5 protein-coding genes are annotated in these 6,158 nt (G+C 44.0%); 4 read left to right on the top strand and 1 reads right to left on the bottom strand.

The genetic code is table 11. The annotated features are described in order from the left end of the window. On the top strand, positions 1 to 115 hold a 115-nt coding region (locus tag L1D37_RS09990), incomplete at its 5' end, for an integrase core domain-containing protein (protein ID WP_239847824.1). A gap of 128 nt (positions 116 to 243) precedes the next feature. Here the strand turns inward: L1D37_RS09990 and L1D37_RS09985 are convergent. After that, positions 244 to 2,499: a peptidase U32 family protein gene (locus L1D37_RS09985; protein ID WP_239847814.1), complete on the bottom strand. Its 2,256-nt coding sequence runs from the start codon at positions 2,497 to 2,499 to the stop codon at positions 244 to 246. A 104-nt stretch (positions 2,500 to 2,603) separates the two neighbouring features. Here L1D37_RS09985 and L1D37_RS09980 point away from each other — a divergent pair, with 104 nt between their 5' ends. From L1D37_RS09980 to gltS, 3 genes are all read left to right on the top strand, one after another. Then, complete coding sequence (locus L1D37_RS09980) at positions 2,604 to 3,263, top strand: glutathione S-transferase (RefSeq protein WP_239847813.1); 660 nt, start codon at positions 2,604 to 2,606, stop codon at positions 3,261 to 3,263. Between the two features lie 143 nt (positions 3,264 to 3,406). Then, on the top strand, positions 3,407 to 4,840 hold the full coding sequence (locus L1D37_RS09975) for a patatin-like phospholipase family protein (RefSeq protein ID WP_239847812.1): 1,434 nt from the start codon (positions 3,407 to 3,409) through the stop codon (positions 4,838 to 4,840). A 76-nt stretch (positions 4,841 to 4,916) separates the two neighbouring features. Next, positions 4,917 to 6,140, top strand: a complete 1,224-nt coding sequence (gene gltS, locus L1D37_RS09970) for a sodium/glutamate symporter (protein ID WP_239847811.1) — start codon at positions 4,917 to 4,919, stop codon at positions 6,138 to 6,140. Positions 6,141 to 6,158: the final 18 nt, after the last annotated feature.

The raw sequence follows: 6,158 nt of genomic DNA, 5'->3' as shown, positions 1-6,158 counted from the left end.
TGATTTAGATGAAGCAAAGAAAATGGTCGCTGAATCAGTAAAAATCTATAATGAATATAGGCCTCACACAGCTCTAAAATACAAAACGCCCGATGAAATACATCGAGCGTTTTAGTCAATCAAGTGTCAACCCATATCAGGACGGGTCATGGTTTAAAATGTTTATAAGCAGTTAAGCCTTATAAGCATTGAATACTCTTTGTCTTAAAAGCTTTAGACCTTGTAGCTTATAGACCTTGAACCCTATAGACCTTGTACGTACTGAGCGTTAGTACGAATCTCAACCATCTGCTCTAGGTTCTGTTGTGAACCCTCAACGCCGTTCAATAGCGCTTCGAAGTGTTTGATAAGCTCTACTTTGTCTTGTACTTCTTTCGAACCCGCACCGATGTTGGTTAGGTCGATGAAGAATTCGTCGAACAAGCCTGAGAAATCCGTTACAGCATCATGGTTTAAGAACTGTTCGTGGTTGTAAATGCTTGGGTAGCCACCCTTCTGTTTATCAACCGCGAAAGAGATGCCTTTCACGTTAGTAATCGTAGTCGCTTTCTCACACTTCAGCATACATCCTGCTTCAATGCTTGGTTTGTTACAACCTACCGTTCTTTGGAAGAAACACTGACGGCTGGTCATCATCAAGATTGGGTGGTAGATGCTGTAGAACAGTTTGAAGTTCTCTGGGCGACGAATATGACGAATCTGACCTTTGTTGATCTCGTTCGAAATGAATGCACCTGCACAGTTAAGCTCTTCTTTCAGAGTCACTAATGCGTGAGAGTTGGTTGTGTTCATGAATGGACCTGCAACCCACTCGATACCCATTTCGTAAGCCTTGTACGCAATACCCGTGTTGTTTGTCACGATGCGCGCAGGTTTGATCTCTTCAAGGATACGAACCGCTTCGTCGTAATCTTTACCAATCAATACAGCTGGGAACCAAGGAATCAAACGTGGGTTTGCAGCCAAGATGTCGATGTACTTGTTGCAACGCTTCTTGAAGCTTTCAGGCAGTTTGAAGTAAACAGCAGCATCAGTAACGTCACACAGGTGCAAGTCTTCCACATCAGCAATCAGCATCGACATGGTTGGCTTCTCATTTACTTTAGGGTGTTGTGGCAGTGCTGGCACTTCAACGTGCTTAATCACTTCCACAGAGCCGTTCAGAATGAAGTCGATCTCATCTTTAAGGTCAGACACTTCTTTCAAAGGAATTACAAGACCAGCGTCAACTTCGCTGAAGTCGTGGCTTTCTAGTGTGTGCACCGCACTCTTCACGTTCTTGAAGCGCTTCTCAAGCAACTCTTGAGTGATCGCCTTCTCTTCAACCGCCACAAGTAGTGATTTAGATTGAAGGGTGAAGTTCTCTGTTGATGTGTTCACAGTTACCGTGAATGGTTGACCTTCTTTCGCACTAAAAGACAGAGCAACTGGCGTTTTACGAATATCAAGGAACTCAATTTTTTCACGCATCTCGTTGCCAAGAACGTCTTTCGCTTGGTGAAGTTCGTTAGTCACTTCTTGAATCTGTACTACCGAGATTTCGTTGTTCTGCTCCGTCGCTTTTTCAACAGCGTAGTTCATGCTGTTGTCGCGCGGGTTATCAATGAACATGTCTTTCGTCAGGTTGCCCTTAAGGAAAGAGTTGGTGAAATCACGGTTGAATACTTTGTGCAGGTTTGAATCGTCTTCGATCAACAAACCACTCTCTACAAAGCTATCAATCTGTTTGCGCCACGTGTCGACCACTGTGTAAACGTAGTGTGCGCCTTTAATACGACCTTCGACTTTCAATGAATCAACTTTCGCGTCTACCAATTCAGGTAGGTCGTAGTAAGCTGAGTTATCTTTTAAGTTAAGTGGGAACTTGTTGCCCGCGTTGGTGATTTCGTATTCATCACGACACGCTTGGCTACAACGGCCACGGTTACCTGAGTTACCTACACTTACCGAGCTTGAGTAACATTGACCAGAGAATGCGATACACAGAGCGCCGTGTACGAAGACTTCTGTCAGTACATCGTGGTCGTGCGCCACTTCTGTCAGCATCTTAATTTCTGGAAGGTTTAGCTCACGTGACAAGTTAACGCGAGTTGCGCCAATCTTAGACAAGAACTTAATCTGGCCTTCGTTGTGAGTAGTTAACTGAGTTGATGCGTGAACGTCCAGTGATGGGAAGTGCTTTCTCACTAGGTTGAACAAACCTAAGTCTTGAACGATGATGCCATCGACTTTGGTGTTCACTAGTTGGTTTAGTAGCTTAGTGATGCTCTTCGTTTCGTGCTCAAGCAGTACAACGTTAAGAGTCAGGAACACTTCACAGCCGTATTCATGAGCAAGGCGAATTACACCGTTCAATTCATCTAACGATAAGTTAGAAGCTCTGTTACGAGCATTGAAGGTGTCTAAACCACAATAAACCGCATTGGCACCAGCTACGATGGCTGCTTTTATCGCTTCTACATCGCCACCTGGGGCTAATAACTCAATTTTTCTGCTCATTTTTGAAGTCGCTCACTTACTTATAATTTTTAAGCCGCGTATTCTACCCACATCACGATCTCTTTACCACCGTACAACACTTTTCAAACTAAATGACCTCAATAATGCCGAACGAATCCGACCTACCTATCCTCTACTCTCTGCGTCGCTGCCCTTATGCAATGCGCGGAAGAATGGGCATCGCACTATCACAGCAAAAAGTGTTACTTCGAGAAATTGTCACCAAAGACAAGCCTAGCGAACTATTAGCCAGCTCGTCTAAAGGCACTGTACCGGTACTTGTTTTGCCACAAGGTACGATTATAGAACAAAGCATAGAAGTGATGATTTGGGCGTTGGAACAAAACGATCCTCAAGATCTGATGCGTTCAAGCGAGCCAGAACTAAACCAAGAGGTTCTTGAGTTGATCGCTCGTAACGACAATGAGTTTATTGGTCACCTAGAAAAGTATCGAGCATCTGTTCGCTACCGAAACGTTGATACTGAACAACGCAGACAAGCTTGCGAAGGGTTTATTTCAGAACTGGAAAGCAAACTCGCTCATCACGAGTACCTGTTTGGCGATACACCTAGCCTAGCCGACTTTGCGGTGATGCCGTTTGTCAGCCAGTTTGTGCGAGTCGAAAAGAAATGGTTTGTGAAATCTGAATATCAAAACGTAGGACGTTGGTTAAGAGCGCATCTAGACAGCAAGCTCTACACCCAAATCATGAAGCAATACCCTTTGTGGAATGAAACTAAGCAAGATTGTCTTTTTGGATAAGACGAAACAACACAATACTCACCTATTTATCAAGGATTGTTACGTATTTCGTGACACTGTGTCGTATGTGATACCGTTGATAGCATATTAGATATCAACGAAAATAGCCTTTCTCTTAACCAGACGTTAGTTTGAATTGCGCTATGCCGAATCCTAAAAGTAACAGCTTCGATAACCCTATGCATTGGCTTACCGGATTAGCCAAAGTTTCACTGTTAGTGGTATTCTCGCTTAATCTTTCAGGCTGCAGCGCAAAGAACAAAGTCACCAATGTAAGTCCGTTAAACGACCAAGCCAAAACGCGCTCTCTAAACGCAACTACCGACCAAAACCTAACCCAATCTAACAACAAGCCAAACCAATCTTACACGGCGGAAAACTTCTACAGACAAGACAACAAAGTCACTTTGATCCTCTCTTTTTCAGGTGGAGGAACGCGGGCGGCAGCGCTCTCTTACGGTGTTTTACAAGCACTGCGTGATACTGACATGGAAGTTGATGGCGAACGCATCAATCTGCTCGAAGAGGTCGACATGATCAGCGCGGTGTCCGGAGGCAGTTTTACTGCTGCGTACTACGGTTTGTATGGCGATAAGATATTCGAAGATTACGAAAAGGCATTTCTCTATCACGAAGTGTCTGAGGATCTCATCTCTATTCTGTTGTCTCCGACCTATTGGTTCTCCTATGCGACCAGAACGGATAAAGCGACCGACTATTACGACGCCAACATCTTTGGGGACAGTACGTTTGCCGACATTCGACGTGAAGGCGCACCTTACGTTGTGATCAACGCCACCGACATATCGACGGGTTCACGCTTTTCATTCACGCAAGAATACTTTGACCTGATTTGTTCAGATCTAAACAGCTATTCGGTGTCGAGCTCAGTGACAGCATCCTCTGCTGTGCCTTTCGTTTTTACGCCGGTGGTACTTGAAAACAAAAACAACTGTGACAAAACGGAGCACTTACAGCCCTCGTTCGAAGCCACCAGTTATCGCAATAGAAACCTCATCAAGTCGTTAGAGTCTTATAGCAATAAAGACCAAGTGAATTATCTTCATCTAGTGGATGGTGGGATCACCGATAACCTTGGCTTATTATCAGTTTATGAGATGTCGGAATATTTGCGTTACAACGATAAAGAAAAACTCAAAAACCTACACAAGAACCAATCTGTGCGCCCGATTGTCATCATCTCAGTGGATGCTTCAACCCAACCTGAGTCTGGCATCGGTGATTCTATCGACATGCCAACCGTGAAGCAGACCGTCGATGTCATCACCGACATTCAATTACACCGCTACAACGACACCACTAAAGATTTGATCGTAGACGAGTTAACGTCTTGGGCAGAATTCTCCTCTTACGAAGGTCATCAGGTTGTCCCGCATTTCATTGAGATAAGCTTGAACAAGGTCGACGATGACGAGACTCGTTACTCACTCAATCAAATCCCGACCGATTTCACGATAGACAAACACAAGGTCGATTTGTTGATCGAAGAAGGCAATAAACAACTTATCTCCGATGCTGAATTTAAAAGCTTCTTATCTTTTCAGAATAACGAATAATGCTAATCTAGTTGCTTATAAACTTGCTAACCAGCACTCATAAAACACGTCAGAATTATATTTAAAAAAGGTCATTATGGAATTTGAAAACAACGTCTTACACCTTGGGTCATTCTTTGCGGTGACCATGGGTATCGTAGTGCTATTTATTGGACGAAGGCTGAATCAAGTCATCGGTTTTTTGAAAGAGTTCAGTATTCCAGAACCCGTATCAGGCGGGATTTTAGCGTCTCTGTTCTTTGCAGCGCTTTACGCGACGACATCGATAGAAGTTCAGTTTGATCTGTTCGCTCGCGATGTTTTGTTGGTCTATTTCTTTACCACCATCGGTATCAACTCAAGCTTGAAAGACCTATTCAAAGGTGGCAAACCTTTGGTGATTCTACTCATCATCACCATTTTCTTTATGATTATGCAAAACATCGTTGGTATTTCTGTCGCATCAATGTTTGGTTTAGAGCCTGTATTTGGATTGTTGAGTGGCAGTATTTCATTGATTGGTGGGCACGGTACTGCAATCGCTTGGGCTCCCAAGGTTGCAGAGGAGTTTGGTTTAGAAAGTGCAATGGAGATTGGCATCGCTAGTGCCACATTTGGGCTTATCTTAGCCAGTTTGATGGGCGGCCCGATTGCTAAGTTTCTTATCAAGCGTCACAACCTAAAGCCAGCTGAAGGCCAAGATTACTCTCAAAGTTCGAATACTAACAAACAGAAGCAAGACCTTACGTCGTATCAATTTCTCGATGCAGTATTAGCTATCCATATTTGTGTCATAGTTGGGGCTTTACTGAATGAATTGATAAGCCAAACTGGGTTACAACTGCCGCTGTTCGTTTCGTGTTTGTTCGCCGGTATTGTGATTACCAACGTGATCCCCGACTCTTATCCAAGAATATCTGGCACCAAATGGCCGACCCGTTCACCTGCTATCGACCTGATTGCAGAAATTTCTTTAGGTACTTTCTTGGCGATGTCGCTAATGAGCATGCAGCTTTGGACATTGATTGACTTAGCAGGTCCAATCTTTGCGATATTAGCAATGCAGCTTCTACTGGCTGTGGTCATCAATATCTTCATTGTATTCCCGTCTATGGGGAAAACGTATGACGCGGCCGTTGTATGTGCAGGCTTCGGTGGGATTTCTCTGGGTTCAACACCGACAGCTATGGCGAACATGTCGGCAGTAAGCCAAAAGTATGGACACTCTGTTCAAGCATTCATCATCGTGCCTTTGGTGTGCGCGTTCTTCATCGATTTAGCCAATGCTCTGATCATCCCTTACTTCATGAGAATGATGTAGTCAGCCAGCTTTAAAATG

The organism is Vibrio sp. Isolate33 (assembly GCF_022397895.1).
GTDB lineage: Bacteria > Pseudomonadota > Gammaproteobacteria > Enterobacterales > Vibrionaceae > Vibrio > Vibrio pomeroyi.
This window is presented reverse-complemented; position numbering and strand designations above follow the sequence as displayed.